Annotated in this window: 26 protein-coding genes; 12 read left to right on the forward strand and 14 right to left on the reverse strand. The window is 72.6% G+C overall.

Annotated features, from left to right (window positions below; all coding sequences use genetic code 11):
• Positions 1–247 precede the first annotated feature (247 nt).
• Positions 248–853, forward strand: a complete 606-nt coding sequence (locus OHS58_RS12915) for a TetR/AcrR family transcriptional regulator (RefSeq protein WP_326949636.1) — start codon at positions 248–250, stop codon at positions 851–853.
• A complete protein-coding gene (locus OHS58_RS12920; RefSeq protein ID WP_328648364.1) occupies positions 837–2459 on the forward strand; it encodes an acyl-CoA dehydrogenase family protein in 1623 nt (540 codons plus the stop codon). Before OHS58_RS12915 ends, OHS58_RS12920 begins: the two co-directional genes overlap by 17 nt.
• Here OHS58_RS12920 and OHS58_RS12925 read toward each other — a convergent pair.
• Positions 2456–2992 (reverse strand): TetR/AcrR family transcriptional regulator, encoded by a 537-nt coding sequence (locus OHS58_RS12925; RefSeq protein WP_326949634.1) that lies wholly within the window; start codon positions 2990–2992, stop codon positions 2456–2458. The two genes, OHS58_RS12920 and OHS58_RS12925, sit on opposite strands and share 4 nt — an antisense overlap.
• Before the next feature lie 77 nt (positions 2993–3069).
• On the opposite strand from OHS58_RS12925, the gene OHS58_RS12930 reads away from it, so the two are divergent.
• A complete protein-coding gene (locus OHS58_RS12930) occupies positions 3070–4287 on the forward strand; it encodes an FAD-dependent monooxygenase (RefSeq protein ID WP_328648365.1) in 1218 nt (405 codons plus the stop codon).
• A gap of 24 nt (positions 4288–4311) precedes the next feature.
• Here OHS58_RS12930 and OHS58_RS12935 read toward each other — a convergent pair whose 3' ends face one another.
• The 5 genes from OHS58_RS12935 to OHS58_RS12955 form a co-directional block, all read right to left on the reverse strand.
• Complete coding sequence (locus tag OHS58_RS12935) at positions 4312–4890, reverse strand: DinB family protein (RefSeq protein WP_328648366.1); 579 nt, start codon at positions 4888–4890, stop codon at positions 4312–4314.
• Positions 4891–5045: 155 nt separating this feature from the next.
• Entirely contained in the window at positions 5046–6140 is a 1095-nt protein-coding gene (locus OHS58_RS12940) for an SWIM zinc finger family protein (protein ID WP_328648367.1), read from the reverse strand.
• Entirely contained in the window at positions 6137–8638 is a 2502-nt protein-coding gene (locus OHS58_RS12945; protein WP_328648368.1) for a DEAD/DEAH box helicase, read from the reverse strand. Before OHS58_RS12945 ends, OHS58_RS12940 begins: the two co-directional genes overlap by 4 nt.
• A gap of 68 nt (positions 8639–8706) precedes the next feature.
• The gene (locus OHS58_RS12950; protein ID WP_328648369.1) at positions 8707–9489 is read right to left on the reverse strand and encodes an ABC transporter permease; all 783 of its coding nucleotides are present in this window, start codon (positions 9487–9489) and stop codon (positions 8707–8709) included.
• Positions 9489–10412 carry an ATP-binding cassette domain-containing protein gene (locus OHS58_RS12955; protein WP_328648370.1) on the reverse strand — a complete coding sequence of 308 codons (924 nt, stop codon included), beginning with the start codon at positions 10410–10412 and terminating at the stop codon, positions 9489–9491. Before OHS58_RS12955 ends, OHS58_RS12950 begins: the two co-directional genes overlap by 1 nt.
• A 79-nt stretch (positions 10413–10491) precedes the next feature.
• On the opposite strand from OHS58_RS12955, the gene OHS58_RS12960 reads away from it, so the two are divergent.
• Positions 10492–11277: a TetR/AcrR family transcriptional regulator gene (locus OHS58_RS12960; RefSeq protein WP_328648371.1), complete on the forward strand. Its 786-nt coding sequence runs from the start codon at positions 10492–10494 to the stop codon at positions 11275–11277.
• Here the strand turns inward: OHS58_RS12960 and OHS58_RS12965 are convergent.
• Positions 11260–12432: a cytochrome P450 family protein gene (locus OHS58_RS12965; RefSeq protein WP_328648372.1), complete on the reverse strand. Its 1173-nt coding sequence runs from the start codon at positions 12430–12432 to the stop codon at positions 11260–11262. The two genes, OHS58_RS12960 and OHS58_RS12965, sit on opposite strands and share 18 nt — an antisense overlap.
• Positions 12433–12518: 86 nt before the next feature.
• Here OHS58_RS12965 and OHS58_RS12970 point away from each other — a divergent pair, with 86 nt between their 5' ends.
• Genes OHS58_RS12970 through OHS58_RS12990 form a run of 5 tightly spaced genes read left to right on the forward strand, consistent with a single transcriptional unit; the run spans position 12519 to position 16523 of the window.
• On the forward strand, positions 12519–13562 hold the full coding sequence (locus tag OHS58_RS12970) for a TetR/AcrR family transcriptional regulator (RefSeq protein WP_328648373.1): 1044 nt from the start codon (positions 12519–12521) through the stop codon (positions 13560–13562).
• 59 nt (positions 13563–13621) lie between these two features.
• Complete coding sequence (locus OHS58_RS12975) at positions 13622–14902, forward strand: RNA polymerase sigma factor (protein ID WP_328648374.1); 1281 nt, start codon at positions 13622–13624, stop codon at positions 14900–14902.
• Positions 14899–15702 carry an alpha/beta fold hydrolase gene (locus tag OHS58_RS12980; RefSeq protein ID WP_328648375.1) on the forward strand — a complete coding sequence of 268 codons (804 nt, stop codon included), beginning with the start codon at positions 14899–14901 and terminating at the stop codon, positions 15700–15702. The genes OHS58_RS12975 and OHS58_RS12980 overlap by 4 nt, the downstream gene beginning before the upstream one ends.
• Complete coding sequence (locus tag OHS58_RS12985; RefSeq protein WP_328648376.1) at positions 15703–16038, forward strand: YciI family protein; 336 nt, start codon at positions 15703–15705, stop codon at positions 16036–16038.
• Positions 16038–16523 carry a GyrI-like domain-containing protein gene (locus OHS58_RS12990; protein ID WP_328648377.1) on the forward strand — a complete coding sequence of 162 codons (486 nt, stop codon included), beginning with the start codon at positions 16038–16040 and terminating at the stop codon, positions 16521–16523. Before OHS58_RS12985 ends, OHS58_RS12990 begins: the two co-directional genes overlap by 1 nt.
• Positions 16524–16577: 54 nt before the next feature.
• Here the strand turns inward: OHS58_RS12990 and OHS58_RS12995 are convergent, their stop codons facing one another.
• Positions 16578–17030 (reverse strand): anthrone oxygenase family protein, encoded by a 453-nt coding sequence (locus OHS58_RS12995; RefSeq protein ID WP_328648378.1) that lies wholly within the window; start codon positions 17028–17030, stop codon positions 16578–16580.
• 17 nt (positions 17031–17047) lie between these two features.
• A complete protein-coding gene (locus tag OHS58_RS13000; protein ID WP_328648379.1) occupies positions 17048–17869 on the reverse strand; it encodes an NAD(P)H-binding protein in 822 nt (273 codons plus the stop codon).
• A gap of 82 nt (positions 17870–17951) precedes the next feature.
• Here OHS58_RS13000 and OHS58_RS13005 point away from each other — a divergent pair, with 82 nt between their 5' ends.
• Positions 17952–18896, forward strand: a complete 945-nt coding sequence (locus OHS58_RS13005) for an AraC family transcriptional regulator (RefSeq protein WP_328648380.1) — start codon at positions 17952–17954, stop codon at positions 18894–18896.
• Here OHS58_RS13005 and OHS58_RS13010 read toward each other — a convergent pair.
• From OHS58_RS13010 to OHS58_RS13030, 5 genes are all read right to left on the reverse strand, one after another.
• A complete protein-coding gene (locus OHS58_RS13010) occupies positions 18856–19290 on the reverse strand; it encodes a YybH family protein (RefSeq protein WP_326949617.1) in 435 nt (144 codons plus the stop codon). The two genes, OHS58_RS13005 and OHS58_RS13010, sit on opposite strands and share 41 nt — an antisense overlap.
• Positions 19287–19715 carry an SRPBCC family protein gene (locus OHS58_RS13015; protein ID WP_247051788.1) on the reverse strand — a complete coding sequence of 143 codons (429 nt, stop codon included), beginning with the start codon at positions 19713–19715 and terminating at the stop codon, positions 19287–19289. The genes OHS58_RS13010 and OHS58_RS13015 overlap by 4 nt, the downstream gene beginning before the upstream one ends.
• Positions 19712–20056: an ArsR/SmtB family transcription factor gene (locus OHS58_RS13020; protein WP_326949616.1), complete on the reverse strand. Its 345-nt coding sequence runs from the start codon at positions 20054–20056 to the stop codon at positions 19712–19714. The genes OHS58_RS13015 and OHS58_RS13020 overlap by 4 nt, the downstream gene beginning before the upstream one ends.
• Before the next feature lie 24 nt (positions 20057–20080).
• The gene (locus OHS58_RS13025; protein WP_328648381.1) at positions 20081–21001 is read right to left on the reverse strand and encodes a hypothetical protein; all 921 of its coding nucleotides are present in this window, start codon (positions 20999–21001) and stop codon (positions 20081–20083) included.
• A gap of 876 nt (positions 21002–21877) precedes the next feature.
• Entirely contained in the window at positions 21878–22798 is a 921-nt protein-coding gene (locus OHS58_RS13030) for a class I SAM-dependent methyltransferase (protein WP_328648382.1), read from the reverse strand.
• Between the two features lie 137 nt (positions 22799–22935).
• On the opposite strand from OHS58_RS13030, the gene OHS58_RS13035 reads away from it, so the two are divergent.
• Both OHS58_RS13035 and OHS58_RS13040 read left to right on the forward strand, forming a co-directional pair.
• The gene (locus tag OHS58_RS13035) at positions 22936–23433 is read left to right on the forward strand and encodes a pyridoxamine 5'-phosphate oxidase family protein (RefSeq protein ID WP_328648383.1); all 498 of its coding nucleotides are present in this window, start codon (positions 22936–22938) and stop codon (positions 23431–23433) included.
• Between the two features lie 32 nt (positions 23434–23465).
• The gene (locus tag OHS58_RS13040; RefSeq protein ID WP_247051783.1) at positions 23466–23873 is read left to right on the forward strand and encodes a YciI family protein; all 408 of its coding nucleotides are present in this window, start codon (positions 23466–23468) and stop codon (positions 23871–23873) included.

The raw sequence follows: 23873 nt of genomic DNA on the forward strand, positions 1-23873 counted from the left end.
CTCCGGTTCCGCTCGGCCCTGCCTCGGGCTCCCGGGGTACGGGCCCAAAGGTCACCTCGCGGATGGCGCTCACCCCCGGCGAACAGGTGGACGTCGTGCTCCCCCGACCGGTTCGACTTCGCCGCGCCCGCTGCTCGAGCCGATGCTGCGGCGCAAGCTGCGAGCCGACGTCGAGGCGGAGGTCCGGGGCGCGAAGGCCGTCTTGGAGCGTTGACTGAAGCAATGAATCAGTGCTTCACTTCTTGACGTGCCCTACCGCCGCACCCCGAAGGTGCAGGAACGCCTCGACGCGCAGCGCGAGACGATCGTCTCCGCCGCGACGCGGCAGCTGGCCGAGCGCGGCTACAGCGGCTGTTCCGTCGCCGCGGTCGCCGAGCGGGCCGGCGTCGCCGTCGGCAGTGTGTACCGCCACTTCCCCACCAAGGCCGACCTGGTCGTGCACGTGTTCCGGCAGGTCGTGACGCGGGAGGTCGAGGCGGTCCGGGCGGCGTCGGCGGGGCTGGACGAGCCCGCCGAGCGGGTGCTGGCCGTGTTCGAGACGTTCGCCCAGCGCGCCCTGAAGGCTCCCCGGCAGGCTTACGCCCTGCTGGCCGAGCCGGTCGACGCGCTCATCGACGCCGAACGGCTCGAGTTCCGGCGCGCGTTCACCGACGTCGTCGCCGAGCACGTCGCCGCCGGCGTGCGGGACGGCTCGCTGCCGCCGCAGGACGGCCGGATCACCGCGGCCGCGCTCGTGGGGGCTGCCGCCGAGGTGCTTATCGGCCCGTTGACCAGTGGAAACGAACAGGACGTCGGCGCTCTGCGCGCGTTCGTCCTTCGCGCTCTAGGAGGTTCCGATGCCCGCCACGCATGACGTCGTCAACCAGGTCCCGCCGCTCAACGGCCACGACGTCGCCGCCGATCCGGCGCTGCTGGACGGCCTCGAGCGGGCCGGGGCGGGCTGGGCCGCGGCCGAGGTGCACGAGCTGGGCCGGCTGGCCGGCAGCGAGCTGGCCCAGGACTGGGGCCGGCTGGTCAACGAGCACGAGCCGGTGCTGCGCACCCACGACCGTTACGGCCACCGGATCGACGAGGTCGAGTTCCACCCGCACTGGCACGACCTGATGACCGTCGCGGTCGAGCACGGGCTGCACGGGACGCCGTGGCGTGACCCGCGTGAAGGCGCGCACGCGGCGCGGGCGGCGAAGTTCTTCGTCTGGGGCCAGGTCGAGGCCGGGCACAGCTGCCCGATCTCGATGACCTACGCGGCGATCCCGGCACTGCGGGCGAACCCGGAGCTGGCGGCGCGGTACGAGCCGCTGCTGGCGGCGACCGAGTACGACTTCGGGCTGCGGGAGCCGACGTCCAAGCGCGGCCTGATCGCGGGCATGTCGATGACCGAGAAGCAGGGCGGCTCGGACGTCCGCGCGAACACCACCACGGCGACGCCGTCCGCGGACGGCAGCTACACCCTCGTCGGGCACAAGTGGTTCACCTCCGCGCCGATGTCCGACATGTTCCTCACCCTGGCGCAGGCGCCGGGCGGACTGTCGTGCTTCCTGCTCCCCCGCGTCCTGCCCGACGGCTCGCTCAACCCGATCCGGCTGCAGCGGCTGAAGGACAAGCTGGGCAACCGGTCGAACGCGTCGTCGGAGATCGAGTACGACCACGCCGTCGGCTGGCTCGTCGGCGAAGAGGGCCGCGGGGTCCGCACGATCATCGAGATGGTCAACAACACCCGCCTCGACTGCGCGCTCGGCAGCGCGTCGGGGATGCGGCTGGGCGCGGTGCGCGCGGTGCACCACGCCACCCACCGCTACGCGTTCGGCAAGGCGCTGGTCGACCAGCCGCTGATGGCGAACGTGCTGGCCGACCTGGTGCTGGAGTCCGAAGCGGCGACGACGGTGGCGATGCGGCTCGCGGCCGCGGGCGACCGGCCCGGCGACCCGCGGGAGCAGGCGTTCCGGCGGCTCGGGCTGGCCGTGTCGAAGTACTGGGTGTGCAAGCGGGCGCCGGCGCACGCGGCGGAGGCGCTGGAGTGCTTCGGTGGCAACGGGTACGTGGAGGAGTCCGGCATGCCGCGGCTCTACCGCGAGGCGCCGCTGATGTCGATCTGGGAGGGCTCGGGCAACGTCGCGGCGCTGGACGCGCTGCGGGCGATGGGCCGGCAGCCGGAGTCGGTGGCGGCGTTCTTCGAGGAGGTCGAGCTGGCCGCCGGGGGTGACGCGCGGCTGGACGACGCCGTCGACCGGGTGCGCAAGGAGCTGACCGACCTGGACGGGATCGAGTACCGCGCGCGGCGGCTGGTGGAGTCGCTGGCGCTGGTGCTGCAGGGGTCGCTGCTGGTGCGCCAGGGCGACCCGGCGGTGGCGGACGCGTTCTGCGCGTCGCGTTTCGGCGGTGACTGGGGTATCGCGTTCGGCACGCTGCCGGCCGGCGTCGACACGGGCGCGATCATCGAGCGTGCCGCGGTCCGCTAGCGGCCGAGGGCGTCGAGGGCCGCAGTGACCGCCGCGGCCTTCAGTTCGTCGACGGGGGCGTCGGGGAACTGCATGCAGACGTCCTGCAGGCCGCCGAGGGCGAGGATCGCGCGGGCGGCCTGCTCGAGGGTGGGTTCGGGGCCGCTGATCAGCTCGGTGAGCCGGGTGCGCCAGGCCAGGGCCTTGTCGATGAGCCCGAGGTCGGCCAGGGTCGGCGTCTCGGTGAGCAGCATGATGACGTCTTCGCGGTGGCGGTAGTTGAAGTCGAAGAACCCCTCGATGAGCTCCCGCACCGGCGCGTCGCCCCGGGCTTCCTGCTCGACCAGGAACTTCTCGCCGTCGTCGAGCAGGGGCTGGACGATGCTGCGCACCAGGTCTTCGCGGGACTGGAAGTGGTAGTACAGCGCGGGTTTGGTGATGCCGAGGACGTCGGCGATGTCCTGGAGGCTGGTGCGCTGCACACCCTGCTGGGTGAACAGGTCGCGTGCGGTGGCCAGGATGCGCTGCTTGGTGTCGGAGGAGGGTTTCGGCACCGGCCCAGCATAACTGACTTAACGATAGGTAAGGACTCGTGGTACACCTTACCTACCGTTAAGTCAGGGAGGTGCTCATGCGGATACTCGTCCAGGGAGCCAGCATCGCGGGTCCGGTGCTGGCCTATTGGCTCACCAGGTACGGCTTCGACGTCACCGTCGTCGAACGCGCGCCGGCGTTGCGCAAGACCGGCGGCCACGCCGTCGACCTCTTCCGCCCGGCCATGGACATCACCGAACGGATGGGCGTGCTGCCGCGGGTCGAGGCCCTGGCCACCGGCACCACGCGGATGACGCTGCACCGGGAAGGCACGCGCCGGCCGACCCGGGTGGACCTGGCGAAGCTCTTCCAGGCCACCTCGGACCGGCACGTCGAAGTCATGCGCGACGACCTCAGCGAGATCTACTACGACGCCGGCCGCGACGACGTCGAGTACCTGTTCGGCGACTCGATCACCGCCATCTCCCCCGACGGTTCGGTGACCTTCGACCACGCCGCGCCTCGCAAGTTCGACGTCGTCGTCGGCGCCGACGGCCTGCACTCGAACGTGCGGCGCCTGGTCTTCGGTGAGGAAGCCGGGCAGACCCGGTTCATCGGCGCCTACCTCGCCGTCCTGTCCCTGCCCGGCACCCTCGGCCTCGACGGTGAGACCGTCGCCCACCTCGGCGCCGGGCGCACCGCGGCGATCTACAGCGCCCGGCACATGGACGAGGCCCGCGCGGTGTTCCTCTTCCGCCGCGACGAGCCGCTCGACTACCACCACCGCGACGTCGCGCGGCAGAAGCTACTGCTCCGGGAAGCTTTCACCGGGATGCATCCGCAGGTCGACGGCTGGCTGGCCGAACTGGCCGGCGAGCGCACCTTCTACTTCGACTCGATCACCCAGCTGCAGCGCGACACCTGGTCCCAGGGCCGCGTCACCCTGGTCGGCGACGCCGGGTACTGCCCGGGCCCGGCCGTCGGCGGCAGCACCAGCCTCGCCGTGCTCGGCGCGTACGTCCTGGCCGGCGAGCTGGCCGCGGTGGGTGGTGACCACGCGCGGGCGTTCGCCGCCTACGAACGGGAGATGGGCGACCTGGTCCGCAAGAGCCGGGCCTTCGCGCTCGGCGCGGCCCGGAGCCTGATCCCGGGTTCGCGCGCCGGGGTCTGGGCGCTCGCGCGTGGCGGGCAGCTGGTGTCGGCGTTGCCGGCCGGGCTGACCCGGGCGATCGCGAAGCTCAACACCGGCGGCGTGCGGATGCACGACTCGATGACGGTCAAGGACTACGCGGTCACCCCGGTCGTGAGTGGTTAGGGCGGTTCTAACCGCCCTAACCACTCACGACCCCGGCTGGGCGTGCTGGTCGGCGGCCTCCTGGACGCGGGCGAGGTGGTGGGTCCACCAGTCCGCGTCGCCGGCGACGTCGTGGTCGGCGCCCGGGCGGCCGTCGATCGTCTCCCGGATGATGTCCGCGTGGCCGGCGTGCTGCGCGGTCTCGGCCACGACGCGCACCAGCAGGGAGCCGAACGTCGTCCGCCGGCGCTCCTCCGGCCACCACGAGACCGACGCCGGGGCGTCCAAGGGCAGCTGGGCGATCGACTCGTCGGAGTGCTGCCACGCCCGGCGGTAGAGGGTGATCAGCTCCTCGTGGGTCTGCCCGGCCGTGGCCCACATGTCCGCGCTGTCCCAGATCGACGCGTCTTCGACCCACGGCAGCGGCACCGGAGTGGGGCGGCCCACGCTGTCGCCGAGGTACCCGAACTCGACGCCGGCCAGGTGCTTGACCAGGCCCAGCAGGTTGGTCGCCGTCGGCGTGATGGGGCGGCGGACGTCGTACTCGCTCAGCCCGTCCAGCGACGCGAGCAGGCTGTTCCGCGAGTCCTGGAGGTAGCGGTGCAGATCGGCGGCGAGGTCCATGCCGCGCACGCTAGCGCCGGGCACCGACAAAAGCGGACCGGGCGGGCGCGCGGGAGGAGCCCGCGCGCCCGCACCCCCAGTGGCCCGGCGGAAGCCGCCGTCACGGGACAGGAGACAGCGAGGTTCGCGCTGGATACCGGGAATTACGGCGCTTTTCAGCCCAGCAGCAGACCGGGGTCGGTCTCCGGCGGCCCGGCGGGCCACCACACGTCGCCTTCGCGGCGGTAGGGGTGCCACCGGCCCTGGTGGTCCAGGCGCAGCTGCGTCTCGCCGAGCGTGCAGTGGTTGCGCTCGAACACCGGGTCGACGTCGGCGAGCGCGGCCCGCGCGGCCGCGAGCACCGGCTTCGGCGGCGTCCACGTTGTGTCAAGCACGTCGAGCCCGGCACGGCCGCCGTGCGTCCACGCCGCCACCGCCCGCTCGAACTCCGGGCCGTCACCCAGCCGTGTGGCCGGGAACTGCGCGGCCAGCCGGACGGTGTCCTGCCGGCGGCCGGGCCACGGCTCCCCCGCCAGCGCCGCGCCGGCCTGCGTCGCGGCGTTGGCCACCAGCAGCGCGAACGCCTCGGCGGGCACCCCGGGCGCCGCCGGGATCGACGGCGCCCCCGCGGGCCGGAACTCCGCCAGGTCGGGCAGCTCTCCCGGCGTCCGGTCGACGTCGGCGGAGACGTCTTCGCCGGGCGCGGTCCGGCTCTCCAGCTCCTCCCGGATCTCCCGCTCGCCCATGCCGCGCATCAGCAGCAGCACGAACGGGTCCGCGTCCAGCAGCCACGACGCCTGGAACGACAACGCCGCCGCGTGCTTGCACGGCAGCTCCCAGCCCGGGCAGTCGCACTCCGGGTCGAGGTCGCCGATCACCGGCAGCAGGTGGACGCCGGCGTCGTCGGCCGCCGCCACCAGGTCCGGCGGCATGTCCCGGTCCAGCAACGCCGCCAGGTGCCCGGCGCGCGACGCGACCCGGTCGAGGAACCGCACCCAGTCCCCTTCGGACAGCTCCGCCAGGCTCAGCTGGGTGCGGTACGGGCCGCCGTCCACGTCGTCGACCACGGCCGCGATCCGGCCCGGGCTCACCGTGATCGGCCCGACCAGCCCGGCCGCGGCGTACCGGCGGCCCTGCTTGAGCTGCCGCAGGTCCAGCGCGGTGTCCTCCATCGCGCTCACCCACGCCCGGCCCCACCACGACGTCGCGAACCGCCCGCGCGTCCCGGTCGTCCCGAACGCGGGGAAGCCCCGCACGCGGTCGTCGTTCATCCGCGGCTCCTCAGTTCGACGAGCTCCGCGAGCTCGGTGTCGGACAGTTCGGTCAGCGCCGCCTCGCCCCCGGCCAGTACCGCGTCGGCCAGGGCCCGCTTCTCCCGCAGCATCGCCGCGATCCGGTCCTCGACGGTGCCCTCGGCGACGAGCCGGTGCACCTGCACCGGCCGGGTCTGCCCGATCCGGTACGCCCGGTCGGTCGCCTGGTCTTCGACGGCCGGGTTCCACCAGCGGTCGAAGTGCACGACGTGATCGGCGCGCGTCAGGTTCAGCCCGGTGCCGGCCGCCTTGAGCGACAGCAGGAACACCGGCACCGCGCCGGCCTGGAAGCGCTCGACCAGCTCCTCGCGTCGCGGCACGGGCGTACCGCCGTGCAGCAGCTGCGTGCCGATCCCGCGGGTGGCCAAGTGCTGCTCCAGCAGCCGGGCCATCGCGACGTACTGGGTGAACACCAGCACCGCTCCACCTTCGGCGAGGATGGTGTCCAGCAGCTCGTCGAGCAGCTCCAGCTTGCCGGAGCGCCCGCCGGGTGCCTTGAGGTACTGGGCCGGGTGGTTGCAGATCTGCTTCAACGCGGTCAGCAGCTTCACGATCCGCCCACGCCGCGCCATCCCGTCGCTCGCGGCGATGTCGGCCATCATCTCCCGCACGACCGCCTCGTACAGCGCCACCTGCTCCGGGCTGAGCGCTACCGGCCGGTCCGTCTCGGTCTTGGCCGGCAGCTCCGGCGCGATCCCCGGGTCGGACTTGCGGCGCCGCAACAGGAACGGCCGCAGCAGCCTTCCGAGCCGCTCCGCCGTCACCGGGTCACCCGCCTCGATCGGCTTCGCCCAGCGCGCCCGGAACTCCGAGAGCGACCCCAGCAGCCCCGGCGTCGTCCAGTCGAGGATCGCCCACAACTCCGAGAGCGTGTTCTCCACCGGCGTGCCGGTCAACGCCACCCGCGCCGACGCCGGCACCAGCCGCAACGCCTTCGCCGTGCTGGAGCGGTGGTTCTTGACGTGCTGGGCCTCGTCGGCGACCAGCAGCCCCCACCGCACGCCGGCCAGCGGCGCGGGATCGGTCCGCAGCGTCCCGTAGGTCGTCAGGACAAAGCCGCCGATGTCCTCGATGTCGTCGAGCGACCGGGCCGCGCCGTGGAAGCGGCGCACCGGCACGCCCGGGGCGAACCGCCGGATCTCGCGTTCCCAGTTGCCCAGCAGCGACGCCGGGCACACCACCAGCGTCGGGCCGGCCGCCCGGTGCAGGTGCAGCGCGATCAGCGTGACCGTCTTGCCCAGGCCCATGTCGTCGGCGAGACACCCGCCGAGCCCCAGCTCGGTGACCGTGGCCAGCCACTGCAGCCCGCGCAGCTGGTAGTCCCGCAGCGACGCGGCCAGCCCGGACGGCGGCACCGGCGGTTCCGGTGGCGCGGCCAGGCGTTCCCGCAGGTCGGCCAGCCAGCCTTCGGTGACGACCTCGACGTGCTCGCCGTCGATCTCGGTGGTGCCGCTCAGCACGGCGCCGAGCGCGTCGACCGGGGTCAGCGGCTTGAGCGTCCGCTCGCGGGCCTTCGCCGCGAACGCCGGGTCGATCAGCACCCAGCGGTCGCGCAGCCGCACCACCGGGCGGCGCGCCTCGGCGAGGGCGTCCAGTTCGGCCTCGGTCAGGACCTCGTCGCCGAGGGCGAGCTGCCAGTCGAAGGCCAGGGCCCGGCCGCCGCCGAAGAACGACGGCAGGTCACCCGGGGCGTCCCCGGCGGCCACGACGGCCCGTGCGGTGAGCGAACCGGCCAGCTCGGCGGGCCAGTGCACGTCGATCCCGGTCGCCGTCAGCCGGGGGGCCGCGGCCGCGACCAGCTCGGTGAGGTCGTCCCCCGCGAGCGCCAGCTCGTCCGGGACGGCCGAGGTCAGCAGCGGGCTCAGCGCCGGCCACACCTGCGCACCCCGCCGCAACGCCAGCACGACGTCGATGCGGGCCCGCGGCCCGAACCGGCCCGTCTCCCACAGCTCCGCCGCGTCCGCGATCTGCCCGGGATCGGCGAGGCTGTGCACCTGGACCACGGCCCGGTAGCGGCCGGCGTCGAAGCCGTCGGGGGCCTCGACGCGCAACGACACCCGGATGCCCGAGTCGAGGCCCGCGGCCAGCTCGTCCGCCCAGTCCCGGACGACGTCGGCCCGCTGGGGCGCGACCGCGGCGAACAACTTCGTCCCGGCGGCCTTCGCTGCGGCAGGCGTGCGGGGCAGCGTGTCGGCGACGGCGTCGAGGAAAGCCCGCAGCAACGGCCCCGGCGCCCGGTCATCGGCAGGCATCGCGGCGGCCAGGTCACGCAGCCACGCGGCCTCCGCCGGCTGCAGCGGGCCGACGCGCCAGGCGTCGTGCCCGGCCTCGGTGACCCCCGGCAGCAGCCGTCCCGCGGCGACCAGCCGCAGCGCGGCCTTCGCCGCCGTCGCCCAGAACACGACGGATGGCTCCGGGTCGTCGCTCGCGAGCAACGCCCGCAGACCGTCCACCATGGACAATGACTTGTCGTCGAGCACCAGGTGGCCCGCTCGTGGCGGTTCCCCCGGCAGGAAATCGGCGTTCAGTTCCCCAGCCTCCCGAATCGGCGCACGGACAGCGGCACGAACACCGCGAGCAGGACCAGCGGCCAGACCACCGCCATCACCACCGGGTGCGTGCTCACCCAGGACGTCCCCACCACCCCCGGGTTGCCGAACAGGACCCGCGCCGCTGTCACCGTGGAGGACAACGGGTTCCACTCGGCCACGGTTCCCAGCCACGCCGGCATCGTCGCGGTCGCGACGAACGCGCTGGAGAGGAACCCGAACGGGAACTCCAGCGTTTGGGCCAGCGTCACCATCGACGGGTCCGTGGTCAGCAGGCCCAGGTAGATCCCGGCCCACACCAGCGCGGCCCGCAGCAGGAGCAGCAGCGCGAGCGCGGACAGCGTCTCGCCGAGGCTGCCGTGCGGGCGCCAGCCGACCGCGAACCCGCAGCCCACCAGCACGGCCAGCGCGAGGACGGCGTTGACGAGGTCCGCGGCGACCCGGCCGGTGAGCACCGCCGACGGCGCCATCGGCAGCGACCGGAAGCGGTCGGTGACGCCCTTGGTGGCGTCGTCGAGCACCGCGATCATCGTGCCCGACAGGCCGAAGGCCATGGTCATGCCGAACATCCCCGGCATCAGGAACTCGCGGTAGGAGCCGCCGCCCGGCACGGTCATCCCGCCGCCGAGCAGGTAGGCGAAGATCAGCACCATCAGGATCGGGAACGCCACCACGGTGACGAGCCGGGCCGGGCGCCGGGCCAGGTGCGCGAGGTAGCGCTGGGTCAGCGTCCAGCCGTCGGTGATCGCCCAGGTCATCACGTCACCCCCGTCAGTTCCAGGAACACCTCGTCGAGCGTCGGGTGCCGGAGGGCCACGTCGGCGAACGCCAGCTCGGTCACCGCCAGCTCGCGCACGACGTCGATCAGCATCGACGGCGCCGCCGGCGCGCTCACCCGCAGCTCCTCGGTGACCGGCTCGGCCCCGGTGACCCGGGCGAGCAACGCCGTCGCCGCGCCCACGACGTCCGGATCGGTCAGGACCAGCTCGATCCGGGTCGCACCGAGGGACCCCTTCAGCTCGACCGGACTGCCTTCCGCGATGACGCGGCCGTGCTCGACGAGGGAGATCCGGTCGGCCAGCCGGTCGGCTTCTTCGAGGTACTGGGTGGTGAGCAGGACGGTCGTGCCGTCGGCCACCAGGGACCGCACCGCGCGCCAGACCTCGATGCGGCTGCGCGGGTCCAGCCCGGTCGTCGGCTCGTCGAGGAACAGCACTCGCGGTGCCGCGAGCAGCGACGCGGCCAGGTCGAGGCGTCGCCGCATGCCCCCGGAGTACGCGGACACCGGCTTCGACCCGGTGTCCGCGAGGTCGAACCGCGCCAGGAGGTCGTCGGCCCGGCGGGTGGCTTCGCGGCGGCCGAGGTGGTGCAGCCGGCCGAACAACACGAGGTTCTGCCGGCCGGAGAGCAGTTCGTCGACGGCGGTCTGCTGGCCGACGACGCCGATCGCCGCCCGGACCTTCGCCGGTTCGGTGGCGACGTCAAAGCCGGCCACGCGCGCGACGCCGTCGTCGTGCCGCAGGAGCGTGCTCAGGACGCGGACGGCGGTGGTCTTGCCCGCGCCGTTGGGTCCCAGCAGGCCGTGCAGCGTGCCGGCCGGGACCGACAGATCGAACCCGTCGAGGGCGTACGCGGCGCCGTAGCGCTTGCGGAGGCCCTCGGCCTGGATCTGCGGAGTCATCTTCCCCCTTAACTCTGTACTGTGTACGAAGAAGAGGTTAGCACAACTCTGTACGACGTACGGGGATCGAATGGGCAGAATGAACGGCGTGAGCACCGAGGACGACGGCGGCAGTGACCCGCGACGGGGGATCGAGCTGCTCTGGGGCGTCTCCGCGCCACCGCGACGCGGCCCGAAACCCAAGCTGACCACGGCCGACGTCGTCAAGGCCGGCATCACGATCGCCGACGCCGACAGCCTCGACGCCGTCACCATCCGCCGCGTCGCCGACCACCTCGGCGTCTCCCCCATGTCGCTCTACACCTACGTCCCCGGCCGGGACGAGCTCGTCGAGCTGATGATCGACCACGCCCGTGGCGAGCTGCCGGCCCCCGAACCCGGCCTCGGCTGGCGCGCGGCGCTGACCGCCATCGCCGAAGCGGCCTGGGCCCACTTCCACCGCCACCCCTGGCTGCTGGAAGCCGCCACCACCCGCTCGGTCCTGGGCCCGCACACCTTCGCCAGGTACGAGCACGAGCTGCGCGCGATCGACGGCATCGGCCTGGACGACGTCGAGATGGACTCCGTGATCACCATCGTCAACGGCCTCGTCCGCGCCACCGCGCGCACCTCGGTCGACGCCGCCCGCCTGGTCCGCGCCAGTGGCCTGACCGACGCGCAGTGGTGGGCGCGCGCCGCGCCGGTGCTGGCCGGCATCCCGGCCGCCGACGCGGCGAACTACCCCCTCGCCTCCCGCGTGGGCCAGGCCGCCGGCGAGACGCACAACGCCGCGTCCGACGCCGCCCACAGCTTCCACTTCGGCCTCGCCCGCGTCCTCGACGGCATCGAGACGCTGATCAACGCCCGCTCAGAGGGTCAGCGGTAGCGCCGACGGCCGCCAGGTCCCGCCGTCGGGCGCGCGCGGCACGTCGTCGACCGCCAGCGCGAGGTCCGGGAACCGCGTGAACAGTCCCGACAGCGCCACCTCCGCCTGCACCCGCGCGATCGACGCGCCCAGGCAGAAGTGCGGGCCGTGCGAGAACCCCAGCTGCGCCGGCCCGGACCGGGTGACGTCGAGCCGGTCGGCGCCGTCGAACACCCGCGGGTCACGGTCGGCGGCCACCATCGCCGCGGTCACCCGCTCACCCGCCCGGATCAGGGTGCCGTCGATCTCGACGTCCTCGCGCGCGAACCTCGGCGTGGTCAGCAGCTGCGGGCTGCACCACCGCATCAGCTCCTCGACCGCGCCCGGCCACAACGCCGGATCCGCGCGCAGCAGGGCGAGCTGGTCCGGGTGCGCGAGCAGGGCTTCGACGGCGTTGGCGATGAGGTTGACCGGCGTCTGCCCGGCCAGCATGAGGTGCCAGACCAGGGTGACCAGCTCGGTGTCGGTGAGCCGGTCACCGTCCTGGGCGCGGACGAGGTCGCCGATGAGGTCGTCACCCGGCTCGGCGCGGCTGCGCGCGACGACGTCCTTCGCGCCCTCGATGATCACCGGGATGGCCGCGAGGAAGTCCTGGCCCACCCCGCCGGCGACCGCGGCGCCGTACTCGCGCCAGCGCGGCCGGTCCGCCGCGGGGATGCCGACCAGCTCGCAGATGACGTCCATCGGCAGCGGCCGGGCGAAGTGCGGGACCAGGTCGACGACGCCGTCCTCGGCATGGGACGGCAGCTCGTCGAGCAGGTGTCCGGTGATGGCCGCCAGCCTGGGGCGGAACTGCGCGGCTCGCTTCGGGGTGAAGGCGGGCGCCACCAGCCGTCGCAGCCGCAGGTGCTCGGCGCCGTCCTGCTCGGCCATGGTCCGCATGTACTCGAGGCAGTGCTCGGGGATGCCCGGCGGGCGCATGAAGCTCTCCGGCTTCACCTCGAACCGCGGGTCGCTCAGCATCGCGCGGGCCTCGGCGTAGCGGGTCAGCGCCCAGAACGGGCCGAAGCCGGGGATCACCAGCCGCGCCACCGCACTCGCCTCCCGCGCCTGGTCGTAGGCGGTGAACGGGTCGGTGAGCACCTTGAGGTCGGTCAGGTCGATCTCGGGGATCATCGGGGACTCCAAATGTTAAGATCAGATGGTCTTGTCATCTGGATGGTCACGGTATCTTGACCGGCAACACCGGGGCAAGGAGGACGATGGCCGGACTCAGCAGAGCGGAAACGCAGGTGCGCAACCGCGCGAAGGTGCTTTCCGCCGCCCGGGACGAGTTCGCCCGGCGCGGCTTCCGCGACGCCAAGATCGACGTCATCGCCGAGCGCGCCGAGCTCACCCGCGGCGCCGTCTACTCCAACTTCCCCGGCAAACGCGCTCTGTACTTCGCGGTACTGGCCGACCTCGCCGAACACGCACCCCGGCCCGCCACGCCGCCGTCGCACCCCAGCGCGTCGGACGCACTGGCCGCGTTCGCCCGCGCCTGGGTCGCCCGGCTCCCCCTGGCCACCGACAGCGACAGCGAGGACGCCCGGCTCACCCGCGACCTGCTGCCGGAGATCCTCGCCGACGAGCACACCCGCCGGCCGTTCGCGCAGCTCATGCGGATCGACGCGATCCTGCTCGGCCTCGCCCTCGAACGCCTCCGCCCTGGCGGACGCCTGGTGCGCGTCGCCGAAGCCGCGTTGACCACGCTGCACGGCGCGAGCCAGCTCGCGGCCGCCGCACCGGGCTTCGGCGAGCCGTTCCACATCGTCACCGCCTGTGAGCGGCTCCTGGAGCTGGGCCTCGACGACGACTGGCCGGCCGAACCGCCGATCACCTCCCGGCCCCGGCGCGTCGACGAGCCGTGGCACCCGCCCGCCGGGACCGACCTGCTCACCGGCGAGACCGTCCGGCCTGGCGACGGCGTCGTCACGGTCCTCGGCCTGCACCGTGCCGCCGCCTTCGAGGAAGCCGTCCGTACCGGGGCCGACGTCACCGTCGCGCTCGTCACCAGCGACCCCGGCGAACTCGCCCCGCTGACCCGCCTCGCCGTCGCCGACCTGCGCGGCTGCCTCGACCAGGCTGTGGCGCCGCCCCGGGAGCCGCGGCTGCGGATCGTCTGCGACGCCTCGGGCACGCTCGCCGCGGCCGCCGGTGTCACCGCGGTCAGCGACGCCACCGAAACCGCCGTCCGCGTCGAAGGCGGCCGGATCGTCGTGCGCGCCGAAGGGTTCGGCGCCTGCCACGCCGCCGCGACCGGGTAGCTGTCGAATCGGGGCCGGGCCGTTCGTCGGGACGGTGACAGCGACCGGGAGGAGCGGTGGTGGACGTCGAGACTGCGGTCGCCGAGGCGTTCCGCGAGGAGTGGGGCCAGGTCGTGGCCACGCTCATCCGGATCACCGGCGACTGGGACCTCGCCGAAGAGTGCGCGCAGGAGGCCTTCGCGCTCGCCCTGCGCACCTGGCCCCGCGACGGCGTCCCGAAGCGGCCCGGCGCCTGGCTCACCACCGCCGCGCGCAACCGCGCCACCGACCGGCTCCGGCGCGAGACCCTCGGCGCCGCCAAGCTCCGGGAGGCCGGCCGCATGCACATCCCCGAAGACCCCGACGTCTCCGACGACAGTGACGTGCCCGACGACCGGCTGCGGCTGATCTTCACCTGCTGCCACCCGGCGCTGGCCACCGAAGCCCAGGTCGCGCTCGCGCTGCGCACGCTCGCCGGGCTCAGCACCGCCGAGATCGCCCGCGCCTTCCTCGTCCCGGAAGCGACGATGTCGCAGCGGCTCGTGCGGGTGAAGCGCAAGATCCGCCACGCCCGGATCCCCTACCGCGTCCCGCCCGCACACCTGCTGCCCGAACGCACCGCCGCCGTGCTCGGCGTGCTCTACCTGACGTTCAACGAGGGCTACTCCGCCACCGCCGGGCCCGACCTGCTCCGCCCCGACCTCGCCGCCGAAGCCGTCCGGCTCGGCCGCGTCCTGGCCCGGCTGATGCCCGACGAACCCGAAGTCCTGGGCCTGCTCGCGCTGATGCTGCTGCAACACGCCCGCCGCGCCACCCGCGTCGGCCCCGACGGCGAACTCGTGCCGCTCGAAGAGCAGGACCGCACGCGCTGGGACACCGCGCTGATCACCGAAGGCACGCAGCTGCTGGAGACGGCGTTGCGCCGCCGGCAGCCCGGGCCGTACCAGATCCAGGCCGCCATCGCGGCCTGTCACGCCGCCGCCGTCACACCCGCCGACACCGACTGGGCACAGATCGCCGGTCTCTACCGGGAGCTGCGCAAGTTCGTTCCCAGCGCGATCGTCGCACTCAACCGGGCCGTCGCCGTCGGCATGGCCGACGGCCCTCTCGCCGGGCTCGCCCTCCTCGACGAGCTGACCGAGGCGCTCGAGGGCTACCACCTGCTGCCGGCCACCCGCGCCGACTTCCTCCGCAGGCTGGGCCGCCACGACGAGGCCGCACACTGGTACGCCACGGCCCGGGACTTGGCCACGACCGCTGCCGAGCGCAGCTACCTCACCCGAAGAATTTCCGAAACGGTGTCTGTTCCGGCCGATCCCATCCGTCGGGTAGGCGAACCCCGATCCGAGGAGACGCCATGACCACCCGCACCCTCGCCGTACCCGGCGCCCGCATCACCTACGACGTCACCGGCAGCGGCCCCGTCCTGCTGCTGATCCCCGGCGGCCCCGCCGACGCCACCGGCTTCGCCCCGATCCGGCCGCTGCTGGCCGAGGACCACACCGTCGTCACGTTCGACCCCCGCGGCATCTCCCGCAGCCCCCTCGACGGCGAACCCGGCGACCACACCCTGCGCGAGCACGCCGACGACGTCCACCGCCTGCTCGCCGAGATCGGCGACGGGCCGGCTGAAGTGTTTGCCAACAGCGGCGGCGCCATCACCATGCTCAACCACGTCGTGCGCCACCCCGGCCAGGTCCGCACCGTCGTCCTGCACGAGCCGCCGGTCACGCGGTACCTCGGCCCGGGCGTGCTCGACGGCCCCGACATCCCGGCGATCTACCGCGAGCACGGCATCGGCGCCGCCATCGGCGCGTTCGCGAAGATGAGCGGCTTCGACATCACCCCGCCCACCGACCCGTCGCCCGAAGAGCTCGCCCGGATGAAGGTGATGGAAGGCAACTTCGCCTACTTCTTCGGCCACCTCATGGCGGCCATCGGCGCCTACGACCCGGACCTCGACGCCCTGCGCGCGGTAACCACCCGGCTGGTCGTCGGCGTCGGCGAGAAGGCCGTCGGGCTGCCCGCCCACGAAGCCGGCCTGGGCCTCGCCGCCGACCTCGGCCTGACCGCCGAGCCGTTCCCCGGCAACCACGGCGGGTTCCTCGCCGAGCCCGCCGCCTTCGCCGTGCGCCTGCGTGAAGTCCTGGAAGGACGTTGAATGCAGTACCTGCTCATGATCTGCGGCGACGAAACCGCCGAAGGACACCAGTACGACGGCTGCGACGGCTGGGGTGAAGACCTGGACCGCCGCGGCAAGATCCGCGGCGGGGGCGGCCTGCGCCCGCCGTCGGAAGCCACCACCATCCGCGTCCGCGACGGCGAGGTCCTGCTCACCGACGGCCCGTTCACCGAGGCCAAGGAGCAGGTCGGCGGGTACGTCGTCCTCGACTGCGACGACCTCGACGAAGCCCTCGACATCGCGGCCAAGCACCCCGCGGCGACCTACGGCAGTATCGAGGTCCGCCCGATCCGCCCGGCCGAGGAGTTCGCCTGATGCCGTCCGTCGTGGACCTGCCCGCCCAGGGCTACGTCGCCGAGCGCGCCACCCTCGCCGTCGCGGAGTTCCCGCGGATCGCCGACCGGCTGCCGCCGTTGATCGGCACGCTGGCCGGGCAGGGGATCGCCCTGGCCGGCGCGCCGTTCTTCCGCTACCGCGTCATCCACCCCGGGATGCGGTTCACCGTCGAGGCCGGCGTCCCGATCGAGGGCGACTTCGCCCCGGCGGAACCGGCGTTCACCGACGAGCTGCCGGCCGGGAAGTACGTCCTCGACACCTACGTCGGCGCGCCCGCCGGCCTGGCGGCGGCCACCTCGTCGGTGCTGGCCTGGGGCGCGGAGCAGGGCGTCACGTGGGATCGCACCGAAGGACCCGACGGCGAGGAATGGGGCTGCCGCCTGGAAGTGCTGCGCACCAACCCGCTGGAGGTACCCGACCCCGCGCAGTGGGTCACCGACCTGCTCTTCCGCCTCGCCGACTGACGTGCCTCGTGAGTGCGTAACAGTGTTCTAACACTGTTACGCACTCACGAGGGGTCAGCCACGGCGGGTGAGGACCGCGGCGACCAGGCAGCCGAAGCCCGCCGTGCTCGCCAGGGTGCGCAGCACGTTCCAGCGCACCCACGACGTCTCGAACTGCGCCCGCAAGGTCGCGTAGTCGTCACCGCCGTTCTCCAGCGCGTTGTTGAGCGGGATGTTCAGCGTCGCGGTGATCACCAGCGTCGCCACCAGGAACACGAACCCCGCGATCACCCACGGCCGCGGCCCGGGGTTGAGGAAGATCGCCACCCCTGCCAGCAGCGGCGCGCCCAGGAACGTCAGCATGAAGACCGGGTTGACGATCGCGACGTTGATCCCGCGCATCGCCTCCACGAACGTCTTGTCGTCACCGCGCGCCAGGCCCGGCAGCACCGAGCACGAGTAGGCGTAGAACAGCCCCGCGAGCAACCCGGCCGCGACCAGCGCGGCCACCAAAACCACCGTCGACATCGGTGTCACCTTCCCCTTCACCGGGCCCAGACCCCGGTCGCCGCCGCGTCCCGCGCGAAGTCGGCGAAGTCCGTCGCCGGGCGGCCCAGCACCCGGTCGACGTCGTGCGTCACCGACTCGTTGCGCCCGTCGAGCACCCGGGCGAACAGCTCTGTCAGCGCCTCGGCTTCTTCCGCCGGCACGCCGTAGCCGACGGCCGCGGCGGCGTAGTCCTCGGCGGAAACCGGAACATAGCGGACATCCCGCCCCGACGCGGCCGCAATATCCGCGGCGGCGTCGGCGAAGGTCAGCAGCCGCGGCCCGGTCAGCTCGTAGAGCCGGCTCGTGTGGCCGGGTTCGGTCAGCGCCTTCACCGCCACGTCGGCGATGTCGCGGACGTCGAGGAACGGCTCGACCACCATCCCCGCGGGCAACGCGATCTCGCCACCGCGGACGGCGTCGAGCAGGAAGTGCTCGCTGAAGTTCTGCGCGAACCAGCTGCAGCGCAGGATGGTCCAGCCGATGTCGGCCGCAGCGACGATCCGTTCGCACGCCTCGGCTTCCTCCTCACCGCGGCCCGAGAGCAGCACCAGGTGCCGGACGCCCTCGGCGATGGCCAGCTCGGTGAACGCGCGGATGTCGTCGGCCGCGCCGGGCACGACCAGGTCGGGGTAGTAGGTCAGGTAGACGGCGTCGATGCCCTCGAGCACCGGCGCCCAGGTGGCGCGGTCGGCCCAGTCGAACGGCGGCGCGCCCCGCCGGGACGTGATCCGCACCGGCAGATCCCGCTCGCGCAGCCGGTCCGCCACCCGGCGGCCGGTCTTGCCCGTGCCGCCCACCACAAGGAAGTTCGTTGTCATGGCCGTGAGTCAACCGGGCCGCGGTGAGACTCTCCATAGTTCACAGCCTCGATGGCATGTTCCAGCGTCTACACTCAGGCGCATGGACCCGCTCGCCGCCCTGCTCGACGGCCCCCGCGCGCACGGCGCGTTCCTGCTGCGGTCGGTGCTGACCCCACCGTGGTCGCTGCGCATCGAAGACCGGGCGCCGCTGACGGTCGTGTCGGTGGTGCGCGGCGAGGCGTGGATCGTGCCCGACGGCGGCGAAGCCGTCCAGCTGCGCGAAGGGGACGTCGCGATCGCGCGTGGCCCGGACCCGTACGTCGTCGCCGACCACCCCGGGACACCGCCGCAGGCGATCATCATGCCGGGGCAGGAATGCCGCACGCCCGACGGCGGGCACCTCACCGACTACGCCGACCTCGGCGTCCGGACCTGGGGCCACGGCACCGACGGCCCGGTCGTGCTGCTGACCGGCACCTACGGCATGGAGGGCGAGCTCAGCAAACGGCTCCTCGCGGCGCTGCCGGTGCTGATCGTCCTGCGCGCCACCGACTGGCCGACGCCGCTGGTCGGGCTGCTCGCCGGCGAGATCGGCCGGGACGTCCCGGGCCAGGAAGCCGTCCTCGACCGGCTGCTGGACCTGCTGCTCATCGCGGCGCTGCGGGCGTGGTTCGACCGGCCCGACACCAGCGCGCCCGCCTGGTACCGCGCGCACGACGACCCGATCGTCGGCCAGGCGTTGCGGCTGCTGCAGCACCAGCCGGCCGAGCCGTGGACGGTCGCGAAACTCGCCGCCGACACCGGCGTCTCCCGGGCCGCGCTGGCCCGCCGGTTCGCCACGACCGTCGGCGAGACCCCGATGGCCTACCTGACCGGCTGGCGGCTCGCGCTGGCCGCGGATTTCCTGCGCCAGCAACGGGAAGCGACGATCGGCGCGGTCGCCCACCAGGTCGGCTACGGCAGCGCGTTCGCCCTCAGCACGGCCTTCAAACGCGAGTTCGGCGTCAGCCCGCAGCAGTACCGGACCCGGGCCGCAGCCGGGTGAGCGCTTCGCCGGTGGCGCCGTCGAACGGGACCGAGCTGTGCTCGTGGACGATCTTCCAGCCATCATCGTCGCGGCGGAGCCCGGCAGTCGAGCGCACCCACATCGCCACGGCGGTTCCGTCGAGCATGGTGCCGCGCACGCGGAACAGGTAGGACGCGAAGGCGACATCGCCGTCGGCGACGACGTCCAGGTCGCGAATGTCCAGCTCGATCGGGGATCGGTAGGCGCCGAACCACTCCCGCAGCCGGGCCCGTTCCGCTTCACGGCCCGTGTCGCGCAACGGACCGACCGCGTCGAACAACGTGACGTCCTCGGCGTAGCAGGCCAGGAGTGCGTCGAGGTCCTTCGCCGCTACGGCCGCGACGCGGGACTCGATCAGCGCCGTCGGGGTCACTTCAGCTCCTCGCCCAGCTTGTCCAGCCAGTCGCCGGTGCCCTGCTCGCGCCAGGCGGGTTCCTCCGCGCCGTCGAGGAAGGTGCCCTGCTCGGTGAGGACGAGGCGGGTTCCGGCGGCGTCGGGGAGCAGCTCGATCGTCGTCGTCGAGACGGTGGCGAGGGTGTCGCCGCCGGTCAGCGTGGTGGAGTAGACGATCCGCTCGTCGGGGACGATGTCGTGGTAGGTCGAGGCCGCTTCGAGCTTGGTGCCGTTCGGCGCGGTGCCCGTGGTCACCTCGCTGCCGCCGGTGCGGAAGTCCAGCGCGTGGGTTTCCCCGCCGAACCAGCGGGCCTTGGCGGCGGGGTCCGCCCAGGCGTCGAACACCCGCGCGGGTGTCGCGGCGTAGGTGCGTTCCAGGGTGAACGTGCTGTGCGTGACGGTCATGACGACGTTCCTTCCGAGTCACCCGGCTCGAGGAAGTCCCCGAGCCGGTCGAGCTTGCTCTCCCACGCGGTGCGCTGGTGCCCGAGCCAGTGCTCGCCGGCGCGCAGCACCTCCGGCACGATCCGGCAGGTGCGCACCCGGCCGACCTTCTCCGAGTGCACGATCCCGGCCGTTTCGAGCACCTGCAGGTGCTGCACGACGGCGGCGAGCGACATCGGCAGCGGCGCGGCCAGCTCGCTGACCGACGCCGGACCGCGCACGAGCCGCTCCACCAGAGCCCGCCGCGTCCGGTCCCCCAAAGCGCGGAACACGAGGTCCAGCGACTCGTCATGGTTAAGCATGTACTTAAGTTAGGCTCGCTCGGCTCATTGGTCAAGTAACTGCTTAAGTGTTGCTGAGACTTCTTCGGCCTTCAGGGCTGCCCGGACCTGGCTCAGCCGGTGGTCGGCGGCGTCGGCCCGGGCGGTACTGGTGCGCAGCTCGGCGCCCAGGTTCGTGGTGGTCTCGTGCATGGACCGGACGGTCTGCTCGTGGGACGCCTGCACCTCGGCGAGCCGCTGGTCGAAGCCGGCGCGGAGCCGTTCGACGTCGGCTAGGGTCCGGTCCGCGTCGGCTTGGGCCCGGTCGGCAGCTTCCTGACGGGCTTTCGCGTACTCCTCGCGTGCGGCGTCGAGCTTCTGTGAGACGGCTTCTGCTCGGATTTCGGCGGCCTCCGCGCGAGCCGTCGCGGCTTCCGCTCGCACGTTGGCGTCCTGACCACGGCCGCGTTCGACGTCGAGCGCGGTCCGGGTGGCGGCGAGTTCGGCGGTGACGGTGGCGATGGTCGTGGCCCGCTCCCCGGCGAGGGTCGCAGCAGCCTCGGCCCGCTCGGCGACGCGGGCGAGCTCATCCCGCACGGCGGCCAGCTGCCCCTCGGCGCGTTGCTGCTCCTGCACGGCGGCCTTCCGGACGGCGCGCTCCTGATCCCGTTCCCGACCGGCGGCGGTCTTCTCCTTCTCGGCGACGGCCGCCTGCCGCACGGCTTCTTCGGCGACGTCGCGAGCCTGGGCGGCTTCGGCGTCGGCCCGGCCGCGCTGGAGCCGGTGCTCGTCGGCCTCGGCCAGAGCGGCGTCCCGCTCGGCGAGGGCGGTGGTGGTGGTCGCTTCGAGCTGGTGGCGCAGCGTCGTGAGCGTCTCGACGAGCCCGCGGGCCGGTTCGAGCACCCGGTCGACCTGCCCGGACAACGCCGTGACGGCCGTGTCGTCAAGTGCGGTGTCGCTCTCACGCAGGGACTCGGCGTCGGCCAAGACGGCTTCGGCGTCACGGCAGGTGAGGTTCCGCCGCCCCCAGGTCTTCCCGTCCTGGCAGAACCGCGCCCGGCTCCCCCGGCCCACGGCGGGCGGCAGAGCCGCCCCACACCGTCGGTACTCGCAAACCCGAGCCTGACCAGCATCTTCCGTCATGATGGAGACTTTATCAAACCTTCTGATTAGAACTAGAAACATCTGTTCAAAATCAAAAGCTAACTAACAGCATGCTTGAGTTCGGATAAGGTTACATATCCAAACTCAGATGAGCCTGGAGAAGCCTTGAGGCTTGGAGGGGCGCAAAGAGGCTCTCAAAAACTAGGACCCCCCTCCCCGGGGCCCGCACACGCCGCCGGACGACGCGACGGCCAACGCGCGCCGCTCGATGACGGCGGCCGCGATCTGTTCCATCCCCCGCGCGCTGACCGGGTCTGACGGCCGCGCGATCTGACTCACCCCACCCGCCCCCGCGCGCTGATCGGGTCTGCCGCGGCTTGTCGTGAGTGTTTAGGAGGGTTAGAACCCTCCTAAACACTCACGACCGGTACCGGTGTGGCGCGTGTGACTTCTGGTGCGGTGGGGTTGGCCTACGGTGGCGGGGTGCCGGACCTGCGTGACGCGGACCAGCGGTGTTCCGGTAGGTGGCCGAACGCTGGTCCGCTAGTAGCCGACTGTCGCGACGGTGCGGAACTGCCGCGTGCCGAACGCCAGCCACACGATCCGGCTGAACACAGATGACAAGCCGCGGCAGACCCGGCAACCACACCAGCCTCGGCAACCACAGACCGCAGCCGGCACCGGAACCGGTGGGTCACCGAAAGCAAGCCCGCTGGAACTCGACTAGACATTCACGACCCCTCGGCAAGGCTGTGGGTGCTAGTTCGGCGTCTCGTTCAACGTGCCGCTGATGTAGCGCACGTTCCCCAGCCGTAGGCCGTCCTCCCGCAAGGGTGGGAGGTTGACGGCGGCCAGCAGGTCTCCGACCGTGCTTCCGGACAGGGCCCAACCCAGGGCCGCCAGGTAGGGCGCCGCCTCGTTGCGGTCTCCGAAGTAGCGCAGCTTGGCCATGCCCGGGTCGAAACCGCTCTCGCGCCAGCGCTCGGAGACGCGGTTCAGGCTCTCCTTCGTCCGGTCCTCCTCGCCCGGCTTCGGGTTGGGGCGGCTTTCGGTGGCCACGCGGCTGCCCGGCGCACTGAGTTCGGTGATCGTGTCCAGCAGGCTGTCCTGGGCCTCCGGTGGCAGGTAGCCCAGCAGGCCTTCGGCGCTCCACGCGGTCGGCCGCGCCGGGTCGAAACCGGCGTTGCGCAGGGCGGCCGGCCAGTCGTCGCGCAGGTCGGCTGCGGCCACTCGCCGGTCGGCGGTGGGCTTGGCGCCCAGCTCGGCCAGTGCGCGGGTCTTGAACTCGACGACCTGCGGCTGGTCCAGCTCGTACACCACGGTCCCGGCCGGCCAGGGCAGCCGGTACGCGCGGGAGTCCAGCCCCGAAGCCAGGATCACGGCCTGCGTGATGCCCGCGTTCGCCGCGTCGAGGAAGAAGTCGTCGTAGAACTTGCCGCGGACCTTGGCCACGTCGATCGCCACCTGCTCGACCAGGTCGCCCGGCGGCAGCTCGCCGGACGCCAGCCGGGTGAGCAGGTCGACGCCGACCGCCCGGACGAGTGGTTCGGCGAACGGGTCGGCGAAGAGCGAACTGTCCTCGCGGGTCGCGATCGCCCGGGCCGCCGCGGCGGCGGTCGCCGTGGTGCCGACGCTGGACGCCAGGTCCCAGGTGTCGCCGTCCTGCCTGGTGGAAGTCATGTTCTGCCCCCGTCTTCGGTTGGAGTCGCCGCACTCTAGGACGGGCCGCGAAAAATTTCGGGACCCGTCCCCCGCGGTGATGTCGAGAATGCGGGACCGGCTCCGTCCCAGGGGCGACAGCGACCACTGGAGGAACCGTGCACCAGACCGAGATCACCGAGATCCTGAACCGCCCGTACAGCCAGGAGCTGCTGGCCCGCGACCTGACCCGGCTGGCCTACGTCGCCAAGGACGGCACCCCGCGCACCATCCCGATCGGGTTCACCTGGACCGGCTCGCAGATCGTCCTCTGCACCCCGAAGAACGCCCCCAAGCTGCACGCCCTGCGCGTCAACCCGGCGGTCGCCCTCACGATCGACACCGAGGTGCACCCGCCCAAGATCCTGCTCATCCGCGGCCAAGCCGAACTGGACGTCGTCGACGGCATCCCGGAGGAGTACCTGCAGATGAACGGCACCTACGAGATGACGCCCGAGCAGCGTGTCGAGTGGGAGGCGGAGGTGCGTGACCTCTACGACGGTATGGTCCGGATCGTCGTGACCCCGACCTGGGCGAAGCTCATCGACTTCGAGCAGACCCTGCCCAGCGCCGTCGAGGAGCTGATGCACGAACGTGCCGCGCGGCAGAGCGCCTGAACCCCGAAGACCACCTCGCGAAGGAGATCACCATGACCAAGTACCTGCTGCTCAAGCACTACCGGGGCGCCCCGGCCGCGGTCAACGACGTCCCGATGGACCAGTGGACGCCGGCGGAGCTCACGGCCCACGTCCAGTACATGCAGGACTTCGCCGACCGGCTCGAGAGCACCGGCGAGTTCGTCGAACACCGGCCGCTCTCCCCCGACGGCACGTTCGTCCGGTCCGACGGCGAGGGACGGCCGCCGGTCACTGACGGGCCGTTCGCGGAGACCAAGGACCTGATCGCCGGCTGGACGATCATCGACGTCGACAGCTACGAGCGCGCGCTCGAGCTGGCCGGCGAGCTGTCCGCCGCGCCGGGTGCCGGCGGGACGCCGATCCAGGAGTGGCTCGAGGTGCGCCCGTTCCTGACCGCGCCCCCGACGATCACGGAGTGA

It is taken from the genome of Amycolatopsis sp. NBC_00348, assembly GCF_036114655.1.
GTDB lineage: Bacteria > Actinomycetota > Actinomycetes > Mycobacteriales > Pseudonocardiaceae > Amycolatopsis.

Coding starts and splice junctions, on each gene's coding strand:
- OHS58_RS12970 (WP_328648373.1), top strand. CDS start 12,519: ATGGCCGGACTCAGCAGAGCGGAAACGCAGGTGCGCAACCGCGCGAAG.
- OHS58_RS13005 (WP_328648380.1), top strand. CDS start 17,952: ATGGACCCGCTCGCCGCCCTGCTCGACGGCCCCCGCGCGCACGGCGCG.
- OHS58_RS12945 (WP_328648368.1), bottom strand. CDS start 8,638: ATGGTGGACGGTCTGCGGGCGTTGCTCGCGAGCGACGACCCGGAGCCA.
- OHS58_RS12960 (WP_328648371.1), top strand. CDS start 10,492: ATGAACGGCGTGAGCACCGAGGACGACGGCGGCAGTGACCCGCGACGG.
- OHS58_RS13040 (WP_247051783.1), top strand. CDS start 23,466: ATGACCAAGTACCTGCTGCTCAAGCACTACCGGGGCGCCCCGGCCGCG.
- OHS58_RS12940 (WP_328648367.1), bottom strand. CDS start 6,140: ATGAACGACGACCGCGTGCGGGGCTTCCCCGCGTTCGGGACGACCGGG.
- OHS58_RS12980 (WP_328648375.1), top strand. CDS start 14,899: ATGACCACCCGCACCCTCGCCGTACCCGGCGCCCGCATCACCTACGAC.
- OHS58_RS13015 (WP_247051788.1), bottom strand. CDS start 19,715: ATGACCGTCACGCACAGCACGTTCACCCTGGAACGCACCTACGCCGCG.
- OHS58_RS13000 (WP_328648379.1), bottom strand. CDS start 17,869: ATGACAACGAACTTCCTTGTGGTGGGCGGCACGGGCAAGACCGGCCGC.
- OHS58_RS12935 (WP_328648366.1), bottom strand. CDS start 4,890: ATGGACCTCGCCGCCGATCTGCACCGCTACCTCCAGGACTCGCGGAAC.
- OHS58_RS12990 (WP_328648377.1), top strand. CDS start 16,038: ATGCCGTCCGTCGTGGACCTGCCCGCCCAGGGCTACGTCGCCGAGCGC.
- OHS58_RS12985 (WP_328648376.1), top strand. CDS start 15,703: ATGCAGTACCTGCTCATGATCTGCGGCGACGAAACCGCCGAAGGACAC.
- OHS58_RS12950 (WP_328648369.1), bottom strand. CDS start 9,489: ATGACCTGGGCGATCACCGACGGCTGGACGCTGACCCAGCGCTACCTC.
- OHS58_RS13030 (WP_328648382.1), bottom strand. CDS start 22,798: ATGACTTCCACCAGGCAGGACGGCGACACCTGGGACCTGGCGTCCAGC.
- OHS58_RS12930 (WP_328648365.1), top strand. CDS start 3,070: ATGCGGATACTCGTCCAGGGAGCCAGCATCGCGGGTCCGGTGCTGGCC.
- OHS58_RS12965 (WP_328648372.1), bottom strand. CDS start 12,432: ATGATCCCCGAGATCGACCTGACCGACCTCAAGGTGCTCACCGACCCG.
- OHS58_RS12995 (WP_328648378.1), bottom strand. CDS start 17,030: ATGTCGACGGTGGTTTTGGTGGCCGCGCTGGTCGCGGCCGGGTTGCTC.
- OHS58_RS12920 (WP_328648364.1), top strand. CDS start 837: ATGCCCGCCACGCATGACGTCGTCAACCAGGTCCCGCCGCTCAACGGC.
- OHS58_RS13020 (WP_326949616.1), bottom strand. CDS start 20,056: ATGCTTAACCATGACGAGTCGCTGGACCTCGTGTTCCGCGCTTTGGGG.
- OHS58_RS12955 (WP_328648370.1), bottom strand. CDS start 10,412: ATGACTCCGCAGATCCAGGCCGAGGGCCTCCGCAAGCGCTACGGCGCC.